This is a genomic window from Pseudomonas sp. Pmew2, from assembly GCF_058129885.1.
The window spans coordinates 1,598,166-1,620,690 of record NZ_CM176702.1 but is presented as its reverse complement, the minus strand read 5'-3'; the positions used below and the strand labels follow the sequence as shown (position 1 = coordinate 1,620,690).

Here is a 22,525-nt window from a genome sequence, read left to right as displayed (position 1 = left end):
AAGGGCACCCCTATTTTTCAAAGACTACACACACTGTTTGCACGGCCCTACACACCAAAGAGAAACACACACAAACCGTAAAACAATCCCTGCCGAAAATCACGAGCCATTACTTGTAGCGCGCAAAAACACCTTTATAGTCGCCATCACTGATGACAGACGATCAGATCTCACTCCTGGAGCTTTTTGCTCTAACAGAATAACTTGTACAAGGAACGTGCAGTATGTTGAGTCAAGCAGCACTCTTGGAAAACGAAGATATCGCACGGGTTACTTTAAAACCCGTAGAGTACTTGAGCGTCATACTCGATGATGAAAAAATCGGAGGCCGGAGCGCGGCACTTATTTTGACCAGGGAAGACATCCTCAGTCTTAAGCGTTACGAGCGTCACGCCCTGAACATTCCCACCTCGCTTAATCGTGTCGAACAGCAATTGGGTTTTACAAGAAGTTACATTCCCGGACTTGAGCCTAAAGATATGCTGGTGACTTACCAGGCCATCAATAATCATGGCAAGAGCTGGCTCAGTATCGAGGATGGCATCAAACGCAGCGGGTTCGCCATTGAATTGTTTGCCACCCAATTCTCGAGACAGGGCGAACAGATCATCAACTACATCGAAAAAATGGATTTTGCCAGACAACTGGACCTGACCGTTGCCGATTTAAACATTGAAGAGGTCCGTAACACTGCGCCGGTACCACTGGGTGAAACCGATCAGAGGGTGTGTATCACGCTGGCAGAGTTTCTGAAGAAAACGGCGTCACAAATAAAAAACCATCAGCACGCTGCGCAAACCCTGGCGGACCACATCGATACGTTCAGCACCGTCCTGAGCGTCCAGCTAATTCCCGGCATCAATGACAAGGTGAAACTGGCAAATTGTTCTGATCTGGACCAGCAGATCCAGGATCTGGAAAAAGATATCGAACAACTGACGACGGAAATCGAGCAGAAAAACAACGAGTATAAAACCGCCCTGTATAATATTGCCTGGGGTCTTTTCGGCGGGGCCATCGGGGTCGCTATCACGGGGGGCATTTTTGGCGCCCAAGCGGAGGAAATCCGAAAAGAAAAAAATCGAATGGTGGCTTCCAAGAACCAGAAAGTTCAAAAACTCAAAGAAAAATCTCCTTTGTCAGCCGCCGTGCGCAGCCTGCAAATACTGTTTGAAGACATGAATATTCGTATGATGGACGCTCACCAGAGCGCCACCCATTTGAAAGACCTCTGGACCATGCTGGCGGCGTATATCGACCGTTCTGCCAGTGAACTTTCAGCGATCACGACTGATCAGGCGCTGATGATTTTCGCTATGCAGTTTCAAGGGGTAGTCACACCTTGGCGGGAAATAAGAGGCATGGCAAATCAGTTACTCAAGATATTTGATAGTGCACTGGATCAGTTTCAACGCGAACAGCAATCCGGCAAGAGAGGACAATGATCATGAGCACTGAAACCCTGAGTGAGCCGTTGGTCCTCACCCCTCCTGACAATAAAGTCATGACAGCCGCCCGCCAGAATATTCTTGCGCAGGTGAGCACTTCGAAGCTGAACTTTCTGCCGGCCATGAAAGAAAAAATGCTGCCGCTTCAAGACGTATTGATTAGCGCAGACAAGGTCTATCGCCAGGAACTGGCCAATATCACCGTGCAGTTGAATACTGTAAACCTGAAACCGATCGATCAGAAACAACAACTGATTGAGGCCGACGCAACGCTCAGCGACAAACAGAAACAACAAGCGATCAACCTGCTGAACGGGCAGCGCATTCGCCAGGTATCGAATATCACAGCAGCGGTACGCCGCAGCGCGGCGGCCATTGCCGAGCACAGCGACAATGTGGCGCAGATAAACCTGACGCTGGAAAGCAATCGTTTGCTGGAAACACTCCAGCAACAGATCGACAGCATCACCCAACGATCAGCCACGTTAGAAAGCGCAATGGCTTTAATCGCTGAAGACCGACGCCTGCTTGACGCAACGATCAGTACGCTTGAAAAGTACAACATTGCCGACCTGTTCAAGGAACTACTGCCTACCCAGGAGGAGCTACAGCTCATCATCACACCATCGCCAGAACTTGCGCTGGTCTCCGCAGGGATTGCCAGACTCGAAAAACTACTCGACAAGATCAGCAGCGCCCTGACTTACCTTGATCTTACTCGAGAACGCGACAGGCTGAGGTCGCGCTATAACGCCCTGCTCGACGACTCCCGCATGTCTACCCAGGAAACAAAGGTAATCAAGGAAAAACTCGACGAGTTGACAGGGCTCGCTGGCGTCGCTCAGAGCAAAGCACTTTGGGTACAAGAAGCGAAAAAGGTTTATCAATCGCTCTATCATTTTCTTGATCAGATAACATCGCCAGGTGATGCTTCGGCGTTGATCAGCCAGCATGTCGAACAACTGAAGACCTACATAAAATCGTTTTATGACGTAAAACGTATCGTCTGACCCGGACGATTTTCAAGCAAGGCAGATGTCGATAAAATCGACATCTGCCTTTTGCCGTTACCCCAACACCACCAGCCGATTCGGCAGCTCATTCCTGCCGTACGTCACTGGAACGTGATCGGCAAGCAACTCGCCACAGGCATGGATACAGCCAAGAAACCCCTGCAAGGTCTGCCCGTCTCTGACCTGCTGGGTAAATACGTCGACCATCGCCTTCCAGGTATCGTCATGCAGACGACTGGCAATGCCATGGTCAACCAGAATTTCGACATACCGTTCGGCCTCACTGACAAAAACCAGAATGCCGGTTCCGTCATGGGTCTTGTGCAGGTTTTGTTCAAGAAACTGCCGACGTGCCAGATTTCCGGCTCTCCAGCGCCGAACCGAAAGCGGCACCAGCAAGGCCGACACGTTCGACACGCGGCAGACCAGCGCCACAACAATGAACGTACTCATTTGCGCCAGCATCAGTTCGTCCGCGCTCAACCACTGAACGCAGTAATTGACCGTGCCCGGCAGCAGCAGGCCGATCAACCCGGCCCAGATCAGCGGCATGTACGCGTAGTCGTCGGCACGAGCAGCCAGTACCGTAACCAGTTCGGCATCGGTGCGCTGCTCGACGCGATCAATCGCTTCGGCGACCTGCCGCTGTTCATCTCTGTTCAATAACGCCATGCTTCCCTCATTGACCAATCGATCCGCTACCAGTTGCCCGAAGCCCCGCCACCGCCAAAGCGACCGCCATTGCGGTCAGCGGCCCTGTCACGTGCAGGCCGGGCAACGGCCCCGCGTTTGATACTGATGATCACGATGCCCAGCACGATGAGGGTCAGAACAATCGCGATCAGCCAGACCTGATCGTCACTGGCCTGCTCTTCATATTCGGACATCTGTCTCGTCGGTTCGGGATAATCCGGTATCTGACCGCCCAAAGCCGCGATAACCGCCCGTGTACCGCGCTCGATGCCGACCGCAAAACGATTGTCGTCAAACTCGGGCGTCATCAACATATCGATGATCAAGGAGGCCTGGGCTTCATTGAAACGATCCTTCAGGGCAGCACCGACTTCCATGAATACCTTGCGCTTGTCACGGTAAACCACCAGCAGAACGCTGTCGTCTTCGCCGTGCGGCCCAAGGCTCCAGGCGTCACCGAGTCGGGCTCCGAACTCTTCGATGCTTGTACCTTGCAGATCGGCCAGGGTCACCACTACAACGCGCTCGCCGGTGGCTTGCTCGTGGGCACGCAGAAGTCTGGCCAGACGAACTGTGGTCTGACTGTCGAGCATTTGTGCAGCATCGACCACACTGCCGGTCATTGGCGGAAAAACCAGCGCGGTTGGCTCCGCCTCGGCACGCAACCCACCTCCCAATAGCATCACCACGTACAACATCCATTGTGAAACAGACTTCAAAATCAGACCTCCGGTGCTTTTTTTGAAACTATTGAAACGACACGCCTTAGCCAAAACACAAGTTCCCCGGCATAATCCATCGCCAACGCCTGATGCGGTCAATAATTGATCGAACAGGGTTTGTACAAAAATCAATCAAACCACCATTTTCGTACACACCTTGGGGGGACTTCGTACAGTGAAGCGGATGGCAACTATCCTTGCGCCCTGTACGAACCATAACGCCAAAGGTCCATAACCCAAAAACTGGCTGTCGGACATTAAACGCGAGTTGCTGACAAAAGCCTTGAGAAATCATTCATGAATAAGCTGTGTTTATTAGGTTTGCTGGTCGGGATGGCCAGTCAGTCGGTGATGGCCCAAAGCGCCGCCGCCACGGACAATACAACGCTTCAAGCCAAGAATGCCTTCATCGGCAAACTCATGAAACAAATGACCCTGGACGAAAAGATCGGCCAGTTGCGTTTGATCAGCATCAGCGCCGACATGCCACAGCCGCAAATTCTCAAGGAAATTGCTGCCGGAAGAATCGGCGGCACGTTCAACTCCGTTACCCGTTCGGAAAATCGTCCGCTGCAGGAAGCTGCTGTCGCCAAAAGCCGTCTGAAAATTCCGATGTTTTTTGCCTACGACGTGGTTCACGGTCATCGTACGATTTTCCCGATCAGCCTGGGCATGGCCGCCAGCTGGGACATGGACGCCGTCGCACTGATGGGCCGGGTTTCGGCTAAAGAGGCAAGTGCTGACAGTATCGACATGACATTCGCGCCCATGGTCGATATTTCCCGCGATCCACGCTGGGGCCGCAGCTCCGAAGGCTTTGGCGAGGACACCTACCTGGTGTCACGCATTTCCGATGTGATGGTCCGGTCTTTCCAGGGCAAGAACATCGCAGCCAATGACAGCATCATGGCTGCCGTCAAGCACTTCGCTCTGTATGGCGCGGTCGAAGGCGGACGCGACTACAACACCGTGGACATGAGCATGACGCGCATGTATCAGGACTACCTGCCGCCCTACAAGGCTGGCATCGATGCAGGAGCTGGCGGCGTGATGGTTGCGCTCAACTCGATCAATGGTGTCCCGTCGACCGCCAACAAATGGCTGATGCAGGATCTGCTGCGCAAGGACTGGGGCTTCAAGGGCGTGACCATCAGCGACCATGGCGCGATCAAGGAACTGATCGACCACGGCGTGGCCAAGGACTTTCGCGAGGCCGCCAAGCTGGCGATCAAGGCTGGTGTCGATCTGAGCATGAACGACGTGGCCTATGGCGAGCAGTTGCCCGGACTGGTCAAGGACGGCGAGGTTTCCATGAAGGAAATCGACAGCGCCGTGCGTGAAGTACTGGGGGCCAAGTACGACATGGGCCTGTTCGCCGCTCCTTACGGCCGAATCGGCGTCGCTGCCGATGACCCGGCAGACACCTATTCCGATGACCGCCTGCACCGTGCCGAGGCTCGCGATGTTGCGCGCAAGACACTGGTGCTGCTGAAGAACCAGAACGAAACGCTGCCGTTGAAGAAACAAGGCACCATCGCGGTTATTGGTGGATTGGCTCAAAGCCACCTCGACATGCTCGGCAGCTGGTCGGCAGCGGGCCGTGCCAATCAGTCGGTCACTGTGTATGAAGGACTGGCCAACGCGGTCGGCGACAAGGCCAAACTGGTTTACGCCCGTGGTGCCAACGTCAGTGACAACGAGCACATCCTCAACTATCTGAACTTCATCGAGAAGGAGGTCGAGGTCGACCCGCGTCCAGCGCAGGAAATGATCGACGAAGCGGTCAAGGTCGCCGAGCAGGCTGATGTGATTGTTGCCGTGGTAGGCGAGTCGCGCGGTATGTCCCATGAGTCGGCCAGCCGCAGCAGCCTGAACATTCCGGGCAAGCAGCGTGACCTGATCAAGGCACTCAAGGCCACGGGTAAACCACTGGTGCTGGTGTTGATGAATGGCCGTCCCCTGGTACTGGTCGACGAGCAGGAACAGGCCGATGCCATGCTCGAAACCTGGTTCCCGGGCACCGAAGGCGGCAACGCGGTGGCGGATGTACTGTTCGGCGACTACAACCCGTCGGGCAAGCTGGCCATGTCGTTCCCGCGCTCGATCGGTCAACTGCCGGTCTACTATGCACACTTGAATACCGGCCGTCCGTATCGTGAAGACAAGCCGGGCAACTATACCTCGCACTATTTCGAGGAGCCCAATGGCCCGCTGTTTCCGTTCGGTTACGGTCTGAGCTATACGCAGTTCGACGTCTCGGACATCAAGCTGTCTGACGCCAGCATGACGCGCAAAGGCAAGCTCACTGCCAGCGTAACCGTGAAAAACACCGGCAAGGTTGCAGGCGCGACCGTGGTGCAGTTGTATCTGCATGATGTGGCTGCGTCGATCAGTCGCCCGGTGAAAGAACTGAAGAACTTCGAAAAAGTGATGCTTGAGCCTGGCGAGGAAAAAGTCGTTAACTTCACGCTCAGTGAAAACGACCTCAAGTTCTACAATAGCGAGCTCAAGTACGCTGCGGAACCTGGTGAATTCAAGGTCATGATCGGCCTGGACTCGCAGACCGTGAAAGAAGCGACCTTCAATCTGTTGTAACGCTCGTCCATGGCGCGTTCGCAGGCATCGATCTGCAAACGCGCCAGCGGAGTCCGATCAGGCCGCAACATGACGCTCAAGCATCGTTACTGGCGCATTACCCTGTACATGCTGCTGATCATGGCCGGTGCGGTGCTGTGCGCCGGGCTTGCGATGCATCAGGCCCAGCGTCACGCGCTATCAGAAGATGCGGTGCGTGCCGAGGGGCAACTGGCACTGTATGCCAATACCCTGCATACCCTGATCGAACGTTATCGCGCCCTGCCCTCTGTTCTGGCACTGGACCCGGAGATACGTGCGGCGTTGAGCGGTCCGGTAGCCGCTGACGTGCAGAACGCGCTCAATCTCAAGCTGGAAAAAATCAACAATACGGCGCATTCATCGACGCTTGAATTGCTCGACCTGCACGGTCTGGCGATCAGCGCGAGCAATTGGCGCGCACCCAACAGCTATGTCGGCCACAACTACGGCTTTCGCCCCTACTTTCTGCAAACACGGGCTCAGGGTACCGGGCGCTTTTACGCGGTCGGTGTGACCACCGGAATCCCTGGGTACTTCTTGTCCAGTGCGGTGGTGAACGATACGGGTGCCTTCATCGGTGCGATGGTCGTGAAGCTGGAGTTTCCAGACCTTGAGCAGGAGTGGGGCCAAGGTGACGACCTGCTATTGGTCAGCGACGAAAAAGGCATCGTTTTCATTGCCAATCAATCGGGCTGGCGCTATCGGGAACTGCTGCCTATTTCTGTAGAGGACCGTGCCGACCTGCTGCGCACTCGCCAATACGACAAGAAGGTACTTTCCCCGCTGCGCAGTCGGGTCATGGACAGCTTCGGCAAAAACAGTCATTTGAGCCGTGTAGAAGGCCCGGATGGCACCACGGATTATCTCTGGCAGTCGCTGCCGCTGCCCGATGAAAACTGGACCTTGCACCTGTTGCGCAAGCCACCTACGTCCAGCGAGGACATTCGCAATGCGGGCATCGCCGCAGCGGGTATCTGGCTGGCACTGGTATTTCTGGCGCTGTTTCTCTATCAGCGCTGGCGACTGGCGCGATTACGGGAGCGCAACCGGGACGAACTGGAGCGTCTGGTGCAAGAGCGCACCCGTGATCTGCAAACCGCGCAGGACGGTCTGGTGCAGTCGGCCAAACTGGCGGCACTGGGGCAGATGTCGGCAGCGCTGGCCCACGAAATCAACCAGCCGCTGACTGCCCAGCGCATGCAACTGGCGACCGTGCGACTGCTGCTGGATCAGGGCCGAATCGATGAAGCCTGCAAAGCGCTGGTTCCAGTCGATCAACAACTGACACGTATGGCCGCCTTGACCAGCCACCTGAAGACCTTTGCCCGCAAGAGCCCCAGCGGTTTGCGCGAAAGACTGGACCTGGCCACGGTAGTCGATCAGGCCTTGCTGTTGCTCGACCCACGCCTGCGCGAGGAGCACATCGACTGCGTGCTGCATCTGTCACGTCCCGCCTGGGTGCGTGGCGATGCCATACGTCTGGAGCAGGTGCTGATAAACCTGCTGCGCAATGCACTGGACGCCATGCGCGAGCGCCCGTCCAGGCGCCTTGAAGTGCGTATCGACGCCATCGACAAGCAATGGCGGCTCAGCGTCAAAGACAACGGAACGGGGATCGCCGAAGAAAACCTGGCCAGTATTTTCGATCCGTTTTTCACCACCAAACCTGTGGGCGATGGTCTGGGCCTTGGCCTGGCCGTGTCGTACGCCATCATTCACGAACTGGGCGGGCAACTTACGGCGCAAAACCATGCCGAAGGTGCTGTGTTCTGGTTCAGCCTGCCCAATGACTTTCTGGAGGCCTGAACCCGGCATGTTGAACTCGGTCATCGTGGTAGACGACGAGGCACCCATTCGGCAAGCCGTCGAGCAATGGCTGACGCTGTCGGGGTTTGAGGTGCAAGTCTTCGCCCGTGCCGAGGAGTGCCTGGCACAGCTGCCGGAACATTTCCCCGGTGTGGTGCTGACCGACGTACGCATGCCGGGCATGAGCGGTCTGGAACTGCTGAGCCGACTGCAAGGCATGGACCCGGACCTGCCGGTCATCCTCCTCACCGGCCATGGTGATGTGCCGATGGCTGTAGAGGCGATGCGCGAAGGTGCCTATGATTTTCTGGAAAAGCCCTTCAGCCCTGAAACGCTGATCAGCAACCTGCGGCGCGCGCTGGAGAAACGCCAACTGGTGCTGGAAAACCGCCGTCTGCATGAACAGGCCGATGCCAGAACCCGACTGGACGCCACGCTGCTCGGCGTGTCGCCCAGCCTGCAGACCTTACGCCGTCAGGTGCTTGAGCTCGCGCAACTGCCGGTCAATGTAATCATTCGGGGGGAAACCGGCAGCGGTAAGGAACTGGTCGCTCGCTGCCTGCACGACTTCGGGCCGCGCGCCGGCAAACCTTTTGTTGCGCTTAATTGCGCGGCCATCCCGGAACATCTGTTCGAAGCCGAGTTGTTCGGGCACGAAAGCGGCGCGTTTACCGGTGCACAGGGTAAACGTATCGGCAGACTGGAGTATGCCGACGGCGGCACCGTGTTTCTTGACGAAATAGAGAGCATGCCCATGGCGCAACAGGTCAAGCTGCTACGCGTTCTGCAAGACAAGCGCCTTGAACGGTTGGGCTCGAATCAGAGTATTGATGTCAACTTGCGGATCATTGCTGCGACCAAACCGGACCTGCTTGAAGAGGCCCGCGCCGGGCGCTTCCGTGAAGATCTGGCCTATCGCCTGAACGTTGCCGAGCTGCGCCTGCCGCCGTTGCGCGAACGCCTTGAAGACATCGCGCAACTGTTCAGCCACTTCGCCCGAGCAGCCGCCGAGCGTATGGGCCGCGAATCGCCCGCCCTGAGCGCCGCACGCCTGAGTCAGTTGCTCAGCCATGACTGGCCTGGCAACGTACGCGAGCTGGCCAATTCGGCTGAGCGGCAGGCGCTGGGCCTGGAACTCACCTCGCCGCAGCCCGATACTCAATTGCAGGGACACTCTCTGGCAGCACGCCAGGAAGCCTTCGAAGCACAATGCCTGCGCGCTTCGCTGGCCCGTCACAAAGGTGATATCAAGGCTGTGCTCAACGAGCTGCAACTGCCGCGACGGACGCTGAACGAGAAAATGCAGCGCCATGCTCTGGTACGGGAAATGTTCCTGAACTGATGGCTGCGCATATCCTGTATGGCTTCTTCCGGCGATAACCGAACATTTCCCGCGCTGCCGGGTCTGCATACTGTCCCGGCTATGTAAGGCCGTGATGGCTGGATAGTTTAAAGGCATAATGACATCATTCCCGCCTGGCTATTCAAGCTCACATTGGCAGTCCGAAAGTTGGGGCATTTTCTACCGTGAATACTCCCCTCGACCTCCCACTGGGAGGCGGCGATATGGGCCGACTTATCCGAGAGACAGACTGGTCGACGTCTGCGCTGGGACCGAAGCAAGCATGGCCTGCAGCGTTACTGTCATCAATGAACCTGATGCTCAGTTGCCCTGACAGCATGTACCTGCTTTGGGGGGCGGACTTTGTCCTGTTCTTCAATGACGCCTATTCCCAGGTTTTGCCCGTTGCAGCAGAGCAGGCACAAGGACAACCCATTGCCTCGGTGTGGGGTGATGCCTGGGAGGCCGTGCGCCCGCTGGCTGAGCAGGCGCTTGGTGGGCACAGCCGCCGGTCTGACGATATTCAGCGCACCATTGTGCGCAACGGCAGGCCCGAGCAAACCTGGTGGTCCCTTTCCTATTCGCCGCTCTACGGCGATAACGGCCTGATCGAGGGCGTGTTCTGCCGGGTCAATGAAACCACCTCCCAAGTCATTGCCCAGGTCCGGCAAAATGAAAACGAAGCGTTTACCGACCGTGTTCTGTCGAGCATCAATGATTGCATCAAGGTGCTGGACCTCGATTCGCGCCTGACCTTCATGAGCGAAGGCGGCCAGCAGATCATGGAAGTCAGCGATTTCAATGCGATTCGCGGCTGCCCCTGGCCCGATTTCTGGCAGGACCAAGGCAATCTGGACGCCATCGCGGCGGTCGAAGCGGCCCGCGCGGGTCAGAACGCCAGTTTCATGGGATCGGCGAAAACTCTGACGGGCACAGTCAAGTGGTGGCATGTGCAAGTCAGCCCGATTTTCGGCAAGGACGGCAAGCCGGAGAAAATCCTGTGTGTGTCCCGTGACATGACACAGCTCCGAGACGCTGAACAAGCGCTGATGTCTCTCAACGAAACGCTCGAGCAGCGCGTGATTGAGCGCACCCGTGATCGTGATCGCATCTGGCGCCTGTCGACTGACCTGATGCTGGTGGCGCAGTTCGACGGCATTATCTCGGCAGTCAATCCGGCCTGGACTCAAGCTCTCGGCTGGTCGGCAGAACAACTGCTCGACAGCCAGTTCCTGGGGCTGGTGCACCCCGAAGACGTGGACAGTACGCTGGCCGCCATGAGCGGACTGGAAAATGGCCAGACCATTCCTCACTTCAAGAATCGCTATCGCCACCTGGATGGTTCGTACCGGACCATCTCGTGGACTGCCGTACCGGACAAACAATTCATCCATGCCGTCGGCCGTGACATTCAGGCCGAAGAAGAAGCCAATGAAGCGTTGCGGCTGTCCCAGGACGCCTTGCATCAAGCGCAGAAACTGGAGGCTATCGGCCAACTCACTGGCGGTGTGGCGCACGACTTCAATAACCTGTTGACGGTGATCCGCTCCTGCAGCGACCTGTTGAAGGCACCTAACCTTGAAGAGCATCGCCGTGTGAAGTACGTCGAGGCGATTTCCAGTACGGTAGACCGGGCGGCTCGCTTGACCGGTCAGTTGCTGGCCTTTGCCCGCCGTCAGGCCTTGCAGCCGGAAGTGTTCGATGTCTGCAAGAGCGTAGCGCGTATTGGCGAGATGATGGATACGCTCACCGGCGCACGCATTCAGGTGAACATCGACCTGCCTGCCGAGCCGTGCTTTATCTTCGCCGATGGCAGCCAGTTCGACACTGCGCTGGTCAACATGGTGGTTAACGCCCGCGATGCAATGTCGGGCGCAGGCCGACTCAGCATAAAAGTTGAATGCGCTGCCTGCCCCACTGCCGATCAGCCCGCCTCACTCAGCGATGGCGATTATGTGACGGTGTCGCTGACCGATACCGGCGCGGGTATCGCCAAAGAAAAACTGGGCCTGATCTTTGAACCGTTCTACACCACCAAAAGCGTGGGACAGGGTACAGGGCTGGGGTTGTCGCAGGTATTCGGCTTCGCCAAACAATCGGGCGGCGAAGTGCTGGTTGAAAGCGAACTGGGCAGAGGCAGCTGCTTCAGGCTGTGCCTGCCGAGTGCAAAAAATCACGAAGTCGTCGCGCAAGACAAGCATTACGCGCCCATCGCGTTGCCCGGTCTGTGCGTTTTGATGGTCGAGGACAATCAGGACATCGGCACTTTTACCCGACCGATGCTTGAGCAGCTTGGCTTTCAGGTGCTATGGGTCAAAAGTGCCGCCGAGGCGCTGCATGAATTGTCCGGTAACCCGGAAAACTTTCATGTGGTGTTCTCGGATATCGCGATGCCCGGCATGAGCGGGCTGGAACTGTCTGCCGAAATCGAGGCGCGTTACCCCTGGATGCCGGTCGTCCTCACCACCGGTTACAGCACTGAATTTGCGACGATCGCCAAGGACGAGGCACACCGCTTCGACCTGTTGCAAAAGCCCTATTCCAGAGAAGATCTGGCGGCGATCCTGCACAGGGCGGTGAGCCGTACCGGGGAACAATAATCCCGAAAAGGCATCCTGAGGCAGGACGCAACCAGGTATTCCCGACGCATAAAACGAAGACAACACCGGTTGCCTTGATTCAGAATCACGCAAAACATTGCAACAATCCTTGAGCAGGGAGCATTTTTGAGATGATCGTCGGTATTGACCTGGGCACCACCAACAGCCTGGTGGCTGTCTGGCGCGACGGCAGCAGCGAGCTGGTTACCAATGCGTTGGGAGAGACGCTGACTCCAAGCGTTGTCGGACTGGACGACGAAGGGCAGATTCTGGTCGGCAAGGCGGCGCGCGAACGTCTGCAAACTCACCCGGAAAAAACCACGGCGCTATTCAAACGTTATATGGGCAGCGCTCAGGAGATTCGCCTGGGATCTGCCACCTATCGTCCGGAAGAGTTGTCCTCGCTGGTACTCAAGAGTCTTAAAGCCGACGTCGAGCGCGCGTTTGGCGAGCCTGTCACCGAGGCGGTGATCAGCGTTCCGGCGTACTTCAGTGACGCTCAGCGTAAAGCGACGCGCATTGCCGGTGAGCTGGCCGGCCTCAAGGTCGAGAAGCTCATCAACGAGCCGACAGCAGCAGCCCTGGCCTATGGACTTCATCAGAAGGAAGGCGAAACCTCGTTTCTGGTCTTCGACCTGGGTGGCGGCACGTTCGACATCTCGATCCTCGAACTCTTCGACGGCGTGATGGAAGTGCGTGCCAGCGCGGGCGACAACTTTCTGGGGGGTGAAGATTTTGACCGCCTGCTGGTCGAGCACTTTCTGACCCTGCACCGAGATGAGCAGGACTTCCCCGGCAAGGAACTGGTAACGCCTTCGCTACGACGTGAAGCCGAGCGCGTGCGCAAGGCGCTGGGCCAGGAAAACAGTGTCGATTTCGTGCTGCGCCATGCCGACCGCGAATGGCGCAAGACAATCACGCAAGAGCAGATGAATGATCTGTTTGCGCCTCTGCTGGCCCGCCTGCGCGCGCCTATCGAGCGAGCCTTGCGCGATGCGAAAATTCGCGTCGCAGATCTGGACGAAATCCTGCTGGTGGGCGGCACTACACGTATGCCGCTGATCCGCAAACTGGCCGCGGGGATGTTCGGCCGTTTTCCGGCCATCACACTCAACCCGGATGAGGTTGTCGCGCAGGGTGCTGCAATTCAGGCAGCACTCAAGCAGCGCGATGCGGCGCTGGAAGAAGTCGTTTTGACCGACGTGTGCCCCTACACCCTGGGTATCGAAACCACACAATACGTGTTCAACGGCTATCAGTCCGGGCATTACCTTCCGATCATCGAACGCAACAGCGTGGTACCGGTCAGCCGGGTGCGTACCGTAAACACGGTTGCCGATAATCAGGAGCACGTTCTGCTGCGGATTTTTCAAGGTGAAAGCCGCCTGGTCAAAGACAACATCGCGCTGGGCGAGCTGAATATTCCCGTGCCGAAAGCCAAGGCTGGCGAGGTCGAACTGGACGTGCGTTTCACATACGACAACAACGGCCTGCTGGAGGCCGACGTGCGGATCCAGATGACCGGCGAAAATCACAAGCTGGTTATCGAGAACAACCCCGGAGTCATGACACCCGCCGAAATCCGTGAACGACTCAAGGTGCTGGAAGCACTCAAGGTTCATCCTCGCGAACAACAGGTCAACACTCACCTGACAGCACGTCTGGAACGGCTCTATCAGGAGTATCTGGGCGAGGCACGTGAAACCATCGGAGTCTGGGCTGCACAATTCCAGCGCGTGCTGGAAACCCAGGATGACCGGCAGATCAATGAACTGCGCAAACAGCTTGAACAGGAAGCAGACCGTTTCGAACGAGGTGAATGGTGACGGCAATGGATTGCTGGAGCGTACTGGATCTGGGCCATGATGCCGACGAGCGCAGCATCAAGCGCCAATACGCCAGGCTGTTGAAAACCACGCGTCCCGACGACGACCCGGCTGCCTTTCAGGCGCTGCGCGATGCTTACGAGCAGGCGCTGGACTGGGCAAGAAATCGTGCCGAAGACGATGGTGAGGGCAGTGACGTCTGGTCAAATGCTGGCCATCCCCTCGAATCGCTGCCCCTTGATGAGCCTGTATTGGTAGTCCGACCGGACCATCGACAGGTACACCCGGCATTCGACATGGCCGAGCCTCCTGCCCGACCGGCAGTAGAGTTGAGCTGGTATGAGCAAGCCAGTCAGACCACACCGGAAAACCTGCACTCACAACGTCAGATAGCCCAGGATCAAGGCTGCGATGAGCTCTTCCAGCAACATCTGGCCCGGCGTTGCCTGCTGGACCCGGAGGACAATCAGGCGCTGATCAAGGCCGCCGTCGAACAACTGCATTGGCTGACACCCTGGCAAAAAGTACAGCTCAGGACTCATCAGGCGCATCGGCTGACTCAGGCACTGCTGGACAGCTCGCTTGAGTCATTTCATGCCATGCTCGAAAACAACGAGGAACGTGCCTTTCTCGATACGCTCAAGGCACTCCGGCAGCAGCCATGGCTGACATCATTTGATCGCCAGGAGCAACTTGAACAGTGGACCATGACACTGCTGCTCAACAACCATGACTGGCCCCCTGCCCTGTTCGAACGCGTGAGCAGCCTTTTTGCCTGGGATCAGAAACATGACGTGTATGCAGGGCCGCTTTCCCTGTGGATGAATCTGGTCCAGCGTTGTGAAAAGAAGGCATTCGTCGCACGTCAGCAGAAACTGCTCGAAGCCTCACAAGACAGTCCCGAGACCATGGCTGCGCGTCTTCTTCTGCAACCACCACCCCTGGATGAAAGGCTGCGACTGGCAAGGCACGGTAATCAAGAGCTGTGGCAAGCCTGCGAAAAACTGGCGTCCGACCTCACTCACCGATTCCCGGATGCCATACAAGAATTCCCGGACGCCGACGTACAATCCTGGCGTAAATTGCCTGAGCAGGTGTCATCCAATTTCAATCTCAGGGCCTATTTTTTCGGCGTATTGACGATCTTCACGACGGCATCACTGGACCCTTCCGGCAGCAACGCCACTTGGTACGAAATAGCTGGCCTTGCGCTGACCGCGCCGATTTTCCTCTTGCTTGTCATCCATATATTCATGTCGTTCTGGCGCCCTTTCGCTGAGCGTATCAAGCCGGTGGATACGCGCTGGAGTGCGCGCTTGCTGCCCGATTACCTGAGCTGGCCCGGTTATCAGGCGCTGGCGCTGCGCCACGGTATTCCGATCGTCACGCTAGGCTATATCTGTGTACAGAAAGGGCCCGTACTGGCAGCGCTGTATGGCGCTGTCCTGCTGCTATGGATCGTGCTGTCGCCCTACCGGATTTCAGGTTTTCAGGACGCCATCTCCATCAGAACCGGAGGCTGGGATAGCGTAAAAGCCTTCTGCGTCAGAAATACCTTCAAGGCAATCATGATCGTTCTGGGTCTGATGCTCGCTTTCGTCGTGGGCGTGATTGTGTTCGGGCCGGCACGCGGTCACTAACCTCGCTTGAGCACCCATCGGCAAGAATCCGCTTATCTATTTTGTACAGATAAGCGGATTCTCGCTCATCAAAATCTCGCAACCGCTCTAGAACAGGCTCTCATGGTGTGGCACAGCTCCTGCTATGTCACAGGCAGGGCAGCCAATGCCTCCTTCCAAAAATAATGAAAAACAAGGAACACCATGGAAACTTCCAATCCCGCCTCCCGTGGGTCGGCTGCTACTGCTGCCGGCCAAAAAACCACTTCCAGCCGTTTAAAATCCATTTTCAGCGGCTCGGTCGGTAACATGGTCGAGTGGTACGACTGGTACGTCTACGCCGCTTTCTCGCTGTACTTCGCCAAAGCGTTCTTCCCCAAGGGCGACACCACCGCACAGTTACTCAACACGGCCGCGATTTTTGCCGTCGGCTTTCTGATGCGGCCTATCGGTGGCTGGCTGATGGGGCTTTACGCTGACTACAAGGGGCGCAAGGCTGCGCTGATGGCATCGGTGCTGCTGATGTGTTTCGGCTCGCTGATCATTGCCCTGACCCCGGGCTATGAGAGCATCGGCGTCGGTGCCCCGATCCTGCTGGTGTTCGCCCGACTACTGCAGGGCCTGTCTGTCGGGGGTGAATATGGCACCTCAGCTACCTACCTCAGCGAAATGGCCACCAAGGAACGTCGCGGCTTCTTTTCCAGCTTCCAGTACGTCACGCTGATTTCCGGCCAACTCATCGCGCTGGGCGTGTTGATCGTGCTGCAGCAGACGCTGACCACCGAGCAACTGTATGCCTGGGGCTGGCGTATCCCGTTTGTCATCGGTGCCCTGTGTGCAGTCGTCGCGCTGTTTCTGCGTCGTGGCATGGAAGAAACCGAGTCGTTCACCCGCAAGAAAAAGGAAAAGGCCAAGGAAAGCCTGATGCGCACATTGATGCGTCATCCCAAGGAACTGATGACCGTAGTCGGTCTGACGATGGGCGGGACCCTGGCTTTCTATACCTACACCACGTATATGCAGAAGTATCTGGTCAACACCGTCGGCATGAGCATCACCGACTCGACCTCGATATCAGCCGCGACGCTGTTTCTGTTCATGCTGTTGCAGCCGGTGATTGGCGCCCTGTCCGACAAGGTCGGGCGGCGTCCGATCCTGATTGCGTTTGGCGTACTGGGAACGCTGTGTACCGTACCGATCCTGACCACGCTGCATACCATTCAGACCTGGTGGGGCGCGTTCTTCCTGATCATGGCGGCGCTGATCATCGTCAGCGGTTACACATCGATCAACGCAGTGGTCAAGGCCGAGCTGTTTCCGACCGAGATCCGTGCGCTGGGTGTCGGCCTTCCATACGCACTGACGGTGTCGATTTTCGGTGGTACTGCGGAATACATCGCACTGTGGTTCAAGAGCATCGGCATGGAAACCGGCTACTACTGGTACGTAACCGCTTGCATCGCCTGTTCGCTGCTGGTGTATGTCTTCATGAAAGACACGCGCAAACATTCGCGGATCGAGACAGATTGATCACTCTTCATTAACCCGCTTGAGTGGCATGCCAACGCCTGAGTTGGCGTGCCGTTTCCACACCGGTGTGAGGAACATCAATATCGGTTACATCGATACAACTGCCATCAATGCCCCCTGGAGCGACATGAGCACTTGCTACAAAGTGTTTCAATACAGTGCACACTTTCGAGACCAATCAGCGATAAGACATTGAAAAAATTACACTTCCATTTTGTCAAGAGGCTTTATTACAAGATTTTTCAAAATATGCACTTCAATAATGCAATATCGCCCACAAAGCCCGAAATCAGAGCATTACAGCCAACTATCATTTTCAGCGATGGTCGCTAGCAATCCGATTAACTTCTTAATAATCCGCTGGCGCGTAGCATTGCCTCCATACCGGGATGACAACTCACCCGACACTCATTGGAGACATCATCATGAAAACCACTAAATTGATCTTCGGCCTGGCTTTCTCTGTTCTGGCTTCCAGCGCCTTTGCACTTCCAGTCACAACTGTTCAAAGCGATATGTCCCGCTCGACCATCGTTGCTGAAGGCGGCACCAAACACACTAACGTCGGTTCAATTCGCGTAGCTGCTGACGGCGCAGACCGTGTCGGTCCAAATCGTCAGGCTGCCGATGGTGCAGACCACGTCGGTGCCAACCGTCTGGCCTCTGATGGCGCGGACCGTGTCGGTGCAAACCGTCAGGCCGCTGATGGCGCAGACCACGTCGGCGCCAATCGTCTGGGCTGATAGTCCACGCAACACCCCAAGCCCGGCCGATGTCGGGCTTCTTCATGTCTGGCGCAGGCTAAAATACACGCTACTCTGGCATCCTCTGCAAATGCGCAGCACTATGTCCGCACCCTATAGAGCCCATCAGGAATCAAGCATGTCAGACGCTATTCACTCCTACGAGCCGTCCAAGGGTCACGGCCTGCCGCATGACCCGTTCAACGCGATTGTAGGCCCACGCCCGATCGGCTGGATTTCATCGCAGGATGCCAACGGCAAATTGAATCTGGCACCCTACAGTTTCTTCAATGCTTTCAACTACGTGCCCCCCATCATTGGGTTCTGTAGCGTTGGTCGCAAGGACAGTCTGAATAACATCGAGCAGACCGGTGAGTTTGTCTGGAATCTTGCGACCCGCTCGCTGGCCGAAGCCATGAACCAGAGCTGTGCCCCGGTAGCGCCGGATGTCAGCGAGTTCGAACTGGCCAACCTCACGCCGCTGGCCTCTCATATCGTCTCGGTCCCACGTGTGCTTGAGACGCCGGTGTCGTTTGAATGCAAAGTCACGCAGATCATTCAATTGCAACGCGCCGACCAGGAACTGGTGCCCAGCTGGCTGATTCTGGGCGAAGTGGTAGCCGTACACATCGAGAAATTCCTGCTCAAGGACGGTGTTTATGACACCGCAGCCGCCGAGCCGATCCTGCGTGGCGGCGGTCCTGCAGATTACTTCCAGCTTGGGCCGGAAGCGCTGTTCAAGATGTTTCGCCCAGGCGCCTGATCAGGAATCGCCCCATACAGGCTCGCCCTCGGCATCAATGTCGATCAGCCGCTGCAGCTCCTGTACAGCGGCCAGGTCGGCATCATCGGCGGTCTTGAATTTCTGATCCGGCAGCAGCGCATGAAAGCGCGGCGCTCCGCCTGCACCCAGCGCCTTGATGGCAATTGCCGCGTTGTACCCCTGCTCGGAAGGAATGACTGCCGACACCACTTCAAACCCGTTGTATTCCTTGCGTGCCATGCGTATGGACCCTGCTCATAAATCAAAGCGCGAATTCTAACGCGTCTTCCAGGGCATTCGTCACGCAGCAAACGCAGATGATGACTACCGACGCAAACTCCAACCTTGTCCTACACTTTAATCAGTTCTTTCAAACTGCTCTGTAGCCGAGGTAAGGAGTGCGTCATGAAAGTCAGAACAAGAAAATGCATGGTTGTCGTCGGTGCTCTAGCGGTCCTGGCGGTATACACCGCAGGGGCCTATCGTAACGAGCTGGCTCGTCAGGCCCCACAGGTCGCCAGTTGCACGTTTGGCCATTGCGTGCCGACCGACGCAACCTTCAGCGCCTTGCGATGACGCTTGTGTAGCGTGAATTGCGTCATCGTTCAGCAAAGGCAGCTATCGATTAGCAAGCTATCGGATTAGACTGGTCAGACTCTCCCGCCTCACTTGCGGCGGGTCAACACTGCCATCAGGTTTTGCCTTGACCAGTCTTACTCAAACGCCTCCGGCCATTCGCAGCATTCTGTTCGCGTTGATGATGGCGGTATTGCTCAGCGCTCTGGATCAGACCATCGTTGCTGTTTCGATGCCTGCCATTTCCGCCCAGTTCAGGGACATCGATCTGCTGGCGTGGGTCATTTCCGCGTATATGGTTTCACTGACCGTAGCAGTGCCGATCTACGGCAAGCTGGGCGATCTTTACGGACGGCGTAAACTGATGCTGTTCGGCTTGGGGCTTTTCACCCTCGCCTCGCTGTTCTGTGGCATGGCGCAGAGCATGGAACAACTGGTGCTGGCGCGCGTCCTTCAAGGCATCGGTGCAGGCGGTATGGTTTCGGTAAGCCAGGCAATCATCGCCGACATTGTTCCGCCTCGTGAGCGGGGCCGCTACCAAGGCTACTTCAGCAGCATGTACGCCGTGGCCAGCGTCGCAGGCCCGGTCTTGGGCGGCTTGATGACCGAATACCTGTCCTGGCGCTGGGTGTTCCTGATTAATCTGCCCTTGGGAGCAGCCGCGCTGATCGTCGCATATCGAACCCTGGTCGGCCTGCCAGTGCCGCAGCGCAAACCGATTATCGACTACCTGGGTACGGTGCTGATGATCATCGGCCTGACCGCGCTGCTGCTGGGAATTACCGAAATTGGGCAGGGGCATGGTCTGGGCGATTTCGAGGTTCAGTTGTTACTGGGCACCGCCCTGCTGACGCTGGGCATTTTCGTCTGGTACGAACGCCGTGCCGCCGAGCCCCTGTTGCCCATGCACCTGTTCACCAATAAAAGTGCCGTGCTTTGCTGGTGCACGGTGTTCTTTACCAGTTTTCAGGCTATTTCCCTGATTGTCCTGATGCCGTTGCGTTACCAGACCGTCACCGGTGGCGGTGCAGACAGTGCCGCCCTGCACCTGCTTCCGCTGGCGATCGGCATGCCGATGGGTGCCTATTTCGCCGGGCGACGCACCGCGCAAACCGGGCGCTACAAACCGCTTATTCTGACCGGGGCGTTGCTGATGCCCATCGCGATTCTGGGCATGGCCTTCACGCCTCCCCAATCGCTGATAGCGATGAGCCTGTTCATGGTCCTTACCGGCATCGCCACCGGCATGCAGTTCCCCACCTCATTGGTCGGCACCCAAAACTCGGTTCAGCCAAGGGATATGGGCGTGGCCACCAGCACAACCAATCTGTTCCGCTCGCTGGGGGGTGCAGTAGGCGTGGCATTGATGTCGGCGCTGCTACTGGCTATGTTGCAGCATACCGGTGTCGGCCTGCTCGGCTCGGGAGCACTGGGTGGCGAAGGCAGCTCCGGTAATGTCCTGCTCGACAGCCTTAATGCAGCAACCGGACCGGCACTGGAAACACTGCGAGCCGAACTGGCGCTGACCTTCAGAAACCTGCTGATCACCAGTGCGGCCATTTCGCTGCTCGGCCTTGCCGGCAGCAGTAGCAATGCCCAATACGCTATTGCGAGGCCGGGATTAGCTCGACGCGCTGAATCAGGAAGGCATGCCGGCCCAAAACCACTGGGTTTTCTTGCTTTTTATATGGTTGAACGCCGGCATGAGTTCACCTTCGTCGAAATGTCGACGAGAGCCAAACTGTGCGCTGCTGAACCAGCAGCCTGATCGAGGGCATGCCTGCCCCGCATCAACTGGCGGCAGCGGTTTTTCATCAAATCGCGCATACCATTGCGCAGTGGTTTCCTCGGTAAAGCCGATACCGGGAGCAAGGTAGGGATGAAGGTTGCCGGTGTCCTGCAGGCGAACCGGTTTGATCATCCGGTTGACCGTCACATAGGGTTGCGGCGGTGGCAGGCCTCGACCACCCAATTCAGGCACCGCACCCGCCCGAATGATCAACCCGTTGCGATAGCTATGGAACACGATGTCGCTGTGCGCGCTCATCTCGCCCCGCAATCTGTCGCTCCCTCCCAGCTGCCTGACAAACCCTTCGCCCAGCACCGTGTACCAACTGACGCCCTTTATACGGTCCAGCAAACGCAGGCTTTCAATGTGCGGACCGGGATCGACCATCAACCCTATGTAGTCCTGAGCCAGTCGATACCCCCAGGGTAAATACTGATGACCATCGCAAGGCAGTACACAGGCGAGCCCGCCAAAGCCATGCTCGGCCTGCACTTCGCTGCTTAGATAGCGGATCCAGGCCTCGTAGTTCTTCAAACCGTCGGGCTCGGTCAGGCAGGACCAGGGCAATACCATTTTCAGACAAGAGCGATCGTTATCGGCCTGCCCCTGCGGGGTGTTCATGACAAACAGGCTGTACATGGCGACCTCGGCCTGGGTCGCACTGGCGATAGACCAGATGAACTGCTCGTCCGGGAGGCTTTCGACAACCTGACGCCGGGTCGATGCAAAACCCGATGCGCTCAAGCGACGCATACGCTTGAACAGCTGCCATTTGAGTTTCGGCTTGAACGCGTCATAGAAGCGCGAAAAGCAGGCTTCGACCCGACGCTTCATCTCCAGCGTGTGGCCATTGCGGAAATACAGCGTGGTGATCAACCCAAGTCGAATGACGGGCGTCCCCAATTCAGAATCCATGGCGACCCGTTCGGATTGCTGCGCGACTCCGGCCAGTAGCCTCACAGCATCAGTTGTAGTGTCCGACATGCTCCGCCCTCCCTTTGATCGAGAGACGCGGATTTACGCTAACGCCTGCATGCCCTTTGCATGTTTCGATCACGCCCGACACAGACCTGCGCTCATGCAAGTCACGGCCCTGTCCACGCTCGTACACTTCAGCGGATCTGGCGATGACTTCAAGGCACATAGGCGCAAGATTCGGCAAAAACATGCAACCTTCCTCTCTTCTGATCTTTCCGGAAGCGAAGAGTGAAGGGAGTTTTCCCGCGGGGCAATACTCGGAAATTACTTTGGGAAATCAGCTACATGTATCAGGAAATGTCCTACCTGCCTCCTACAATATTTTGTCGGATCAAGGTCTGATCGGCGGCAACCGGCGGGGGCAATCGATGAGGACGGGTAAACAGTCAGTAAACACACTGTATAAAAAGCAAGAATTGGAGTTAGGCTTTGTGGGAAAGACAACGGCCCGACCGAACCGG

General features: G+C 56.9%; 16 protein-coding genes and 1 pseudogene. 13 read left to right on the top strand and 4 right to left on the bottom strand.

The window, feature by feature from the left end:
• Positions 1-224 precede the first annotated feature (224 nt).
• Together AC4ANK_RS07455 and AC4ANK_RS07450 are read left to right on the top strand one after the other, a co-directional pair.
• The gene (locus AC4ANK_RS07455; RefSeq protein ID WP_460383258.1) at positions 225-1,445 is read left to right on the top strand and encodes an alpha-xenorhabdolysin family binary toxin subunit A; all 1,221 of its coding nucleotides are present in this window, start codon (positions 225-227) and stop codon (positions 1,443-1,445) included.
• Positions 1,442-2,458 (top strand): alpha-xenorhabdolysin family binary toxin subunit B, encoded by a 1,017-nt coding sequence (locus AC4ANK_RS07450; RefSeq protein ID WP_002554943.1) that lies wholly within the window; start codon positions 1,442-1,444, stop codon positions 2,456-2,458. Before AC4ANK_RS07455 ends, AC4ANK_RS07450 begins: the two co-directional genes overlap by 4 nt.
• Before the next feature lie 57 nt (positions 2,459-2,515).
• On the opposite strand, the gene AC4ANK_RS07445 is transcribed toward AC4ANK_RS07450, so the two are convergent.
• Entirely contained in the window at positions 2,516-3,133 is a 618-nt protein-coding gene (locus tag AC4ANK_RS07445; RefSeq protein ID WP_002554944.1) for a TPM domain-containing protein, read from the bottom strand.
• Positions 3,134-3,159: 26 nt separating this feature from the next.
• Positions 3,160-3,852: a TPM domain-containing protein gene (locus AC4ANK_RS07440; RefSeq protein WP_031594831.1), complete on the bottom strand. Its 693-nt coding sequence runs from the start codon at positions 3,850-3,852 to the stop codon at positions 3,160-3,162.
• Between the two features lie 321 nt (positions 3,853-4,173).
• Here AC4ANK_RS07440 and bglX point away from each other — a divergent pair, with 321 nt between their 5' ends.
• From bglX to AC4ANK_RS07395, 9 genes are all read left to right on the top strand, one after another.
• Entirely contained in the window at positions 4,174-6,471 is a 2,298-nt protein-coding gene (gene bglX / locus AC4ANK_RS07435; protein ID WP_002554946.1) for a beta-glucosidase BglX, read from the top strand.
• A 69-nt stretch (positions 6,472-6,540) separates the two neighbouring features.
• The gene (locus tag AC4ANK_RS07430; RefSeq protein WP_002554947.1) at positions 6,541-8,298 is read left to right on the top strand and encodes an ATP-binding protein; all 1,758 of its coding nucleotides are present in this window, start codon (positions 6,541-6,543) and stop codon (positions 8,296-8,298) included.
• 7 nt (positions 8,299-8,305) lie between these two features.
• Entirely contained in the window at positions 8,306-9,640 is a 1,335-nt protein-coding gene (locus AC4ANK_RS07425) for a sigma-54-dependent transcriptional regulator (RefSeq protein WP_044423595.1), read from the top strand.
• A gap of 224 nt (positions 9,641-9,864) precedes the next feature.
• Positions 9,865-12,240 carry a PAS domain-containing protein gene (locus AC4ANK_RS07420; RefSeq protein WP_031594829.1) on the top strand — a complete coding sequence of 792 codons (2,376 nt, stop codon included), beginning with the start codon at positions 9,865-9,867 and terminating at the stop codon, positions 12,238-12,240.
• Between the two features lie 131 nt (positions 12,241-12,371).
• On the top strand, positions 12,372-14,066 hold the full coding sequence (locus tag AC4ANK_RS07415) for a molecular chaperone HscC (protein WP_005733487.1): 1,695 nt from the start codon (positions 12,372-12,374) through the stop codon (positions 14,064-14,066).
• Between the two features lie 5 nt (positions 14,067-14,071).
• A complete protein-coding gene (locus AC4ANK_RS07410) occupies positions 14,072-15,706 on the top strand; it encodes a J domain-containing protein (protein WP_031594828.1) in 1,635 nt (544 codons plus the stop codon).
• 183 nt (positions 15,707-15,889) lie between these two features.
• Positions 15,890-17,215: an MFS transporter gene (locus AC4ANK_RS07405; protein ID WP_002554952.1), complete on the top strand. Its 1,326-nt coding sequence runs from the start codon at positions 15,890-15,892 to the stop codon at positions 17,213-17,215.
• Positions 17,216-17,640: 425 nt separating this feature from the next.
• Positions 17,641-17,958, top strand: coding sequence for a hypothetical protein (locus tag AC4ANK_RS07400; RefSeq protein ID WP_002554953.1), 318 nt, complete (start codon positions 17,641-17,643; stop codon positions 17,956-17,958).
• 139 nt (positions 17,959-18,097) lie between these two features.
• Positions 18,098-18,721, top strand: a complete 624-nt coding sequence (locus tag AC4ANK_RS07395; protein WP_002554954.1) for a flavin reductase family protein — start codon at positions 18,098-18,100, stop codon at positions 18,719-18,721.
• Here AC4ANK_RS07395 and AC4ANK_RS07390 read toward each other — a convergent pair whose 3' ends face one another.
• Positions 18,722-18,961 carry a hypothetical protein gene (locus tag AC4ANK_RS07390; RefSeq protein ID WP_002554955.1) on the bottom strand — a complete coding sequence of 80 codons (240 nt, stop codon included), beginning with the start codon at positions 18,959-18,961 and terminating at the stop codon, positions 18,722-18,724. It lies immediately after the preceding gene.
• A 165-nt stretch (positions 18,962-19,126) separates the two neighbouring features.
• Here AC4ANK_RS07390 and AC4ANK_RS07385 point away from each other — a divergent pair, with 165 nt between their 5' ends.
• Both AC4ANK_RS07385 and AC4ANK_RS07380 read left to right on the top strand, forming a co-directional pair.
• A complete protein-coding gene (locus AC4ANK_RS07385; RefSeq protein ID WP_004664028.1) occupies positions 19,127-19,297 on the top strand; it encodes a hypothetical protein in 171 nt (56 codons plus the stop codon).
• 127 nt (positions 19,298-19,424) lie between these two features.
• Positions 19,425-20,922, top strand: a pseudogene (locus AC4ANK_RS07380) (MDR family MFS transporter).
• Positions 20,923-20,936: 14 nt separating this feature from the next.
• Here AC4ANK_RS07380 and AC4ANK_RS07375 read toward each other — a convergent pair.
• Complete coding sequence (locus AC4ANK_RS07375; protein WP_002554957.1) at positions 20,937-22,070, bottom strand: DUF3396 domain-containing protein; 1,134 nt, start codon at positions 22,068-22,070, stop codon at positions 20,937-20,939.
• Between the last annotated feature and the right edge of the window lie 455 nt (positions 22,071-22,525).

Bases quoted from the DNA above. Each gene is read 5' to 3' on its own strand.
- AC4ANK_RS07395 (WP_002554954.1), top strand. From the start codon at position 18,098: ATGTCAGACGCTATTCACTCCTACGAGCCGTCCAAGGGTCACGGCCTG.
- AC4ANK_RS07455 (WP_460383258.1), top strand. From the start codon at position 225: ATGTTGAGTCAAGCAGCACTCTTGGAAAACGAAGATATCGCACGGGTT.
- AC4ANK_RS07425 (WP_044423595.1), top strand. From the start codon at position 8,306: ATGTTGAACTCGGTCATCGTGGTAGACGACGAGGCACCCATTCGGCAA.
- AC4ANK_RS07450 (WP_002554943.1), top strand. From the start codon at position 1,442: ATGATCATGAGCACTGAAACCCTGAGTGAGCCGTTGGTCCTCACCCCT.
- AC4ANK_RS07375 (WP_002554957.1), bottom strand. From the start codon at position 22,070: ATGTCGGACACTACAACTGATGCTGTGAGGCTACTGGCCGGAGTCGCG.
- AC4ANK_RS07385 (WP_004664028.1), top strand. From the start codon at position 19,127: ATGAAAGTCAGAACAAGAAAATGCATGGTTGTCGTCGGTGCTCTAGCG.
- bglX (WP_002554946.1), top strand. From the start codon at position 4,174: ATGAATAAGCTGTGTTTATTAGGTTTGCTGGTCGGGATGGCCAGTCAG.
- AC4ANK_RS07445 (WP_002554944.1), bottom strand. From the start codon at position 3,133: ATGGCGTTATTGAACAGAGATGAACAGCGGCAGGTCGCCGAAGCGATT.
- AC4ANK_RS07410 (WP_031594828.1), top strand. From the start codon at position 14,072: ATGGATTGCTGGAGCGTACTGGATCTGGGCCATGATGCCGACGAGCGC.
- AC4ANK_RS07440 (WP_031594831.1), bottom strand. From the start codon at position 3,852: ATGTTGTACGTGGTGATGCTATTGGGAGGTGGGTTGCGTGCCGAGGCG.
- AC4ANK_RS07400 (WP_002554953.1), top strand. From the start codon at position 17,641: ATGAAAACCACTAAATTGATCTTCGGCCTGGCTTTCTCTGTTCTGGCT.
- AC4ANK_RS07405 (WP_002554952.1), top strand. From the start codon at position 15,890: ATGGAAACTTCCAATCCCGCCTCCCGTGGGTCGGCTGCTACTGCTGCC.
- AC4ANK_RS07390 (WP_002554955.1), bottom strand. From the start codon at position 18,961: ATGGCACGCAAGGAATACAACGGGTTTGAAGTGGTGTCGGCAGTCATT.
- AC4ANK_RS07415 (WP_005733487.1), top strand. From the start codon at position 12,372: ATGATCGTCGGTATTGACCTGGGCACCACCAACAGCCTGGTGGCTGTC.
- AC4ANK_RS07420 (WP_031594829.1), top strand. From the start codon at position 9,865: ATGGGCCGACTTATCCGAGAGACAGACTGGTCGACGTCTGCGCTGGGA.
- AC4ANK_RS07430 (WP_002554947.1), top strand. From the start codon at position 6,541: ATGACGCTCAAGCATCGTTACTGGCGCATTACCCTGTACATGCTGCTG.